This is a genomic window from Alteromonas sp. G5_S2_22_S1 (assembly GCF_054968525.1).
Genome location: NZ_JBQKUJ010000059.1, coordinates 1 through 502, shown reverse-complemented (window position 1 = coordinate 502; position 502 = coordinate 1). Strand labels below are relative to the sequence as shown.

General features: G+C 40.0%; 1 protein-coding gene. It reads right to left on the bottom strand.

Translation table 11 applies throughout. From position 1 onward, the window contains the following. Positions 1 to 432 (bottom strand): tyrosine-type recombinase/integrase (locus tag ACTRWF_RS19670; RefSeq protein WP_462836105.1); only part of this gene is annotated, 432 nt, incomplete at its 3' end. Positions 433 to 502 lie beyond the last annotated feature (70 nt).

Below are 502 nucleotides of genomic sequence, written 5' to 3'. Positions count from 1 at the left end.
GCGCGAATTATCATAATTGAGAAAAACAAATACGGAATTTTTCGAGTTATGCAAAGAACTTAATAGTTGGAAGACTATATTGTTCATCGGAATAAGGACTGAAGAGCCACTTTTGTGAGAATCCGCGTCTACTTTCAAGGTTTGATGTTCCAAATCGACATGAGTCCATTTCAGGCCAATGATATTGGAGGCGCGAAATCCGGTTGCTAGGGCAAATATGATGATAGGTTGCAGAAAGGCTGGGGCACAATCAATGAGGCGAGCAGAATCTTTCTCAGTAAGCTTATAGAAGCTTTTTTCTCGCTCTTTGTGGGTTTTCAAATGGGGGACGCGATCAATCCACTCAAGCTCTTTATTAATGAAATTTAAAAAGCTTTTGATCTCTGCGAGGTATCTATTCTTCGTTGCTAACGTGACGGCGGTCTTCTTCACTAACGTCGTCAGAATAAGCTTAGAATTAATTTCGGTTAATGGAATATTTGCTAGATATTGAGACCACCAG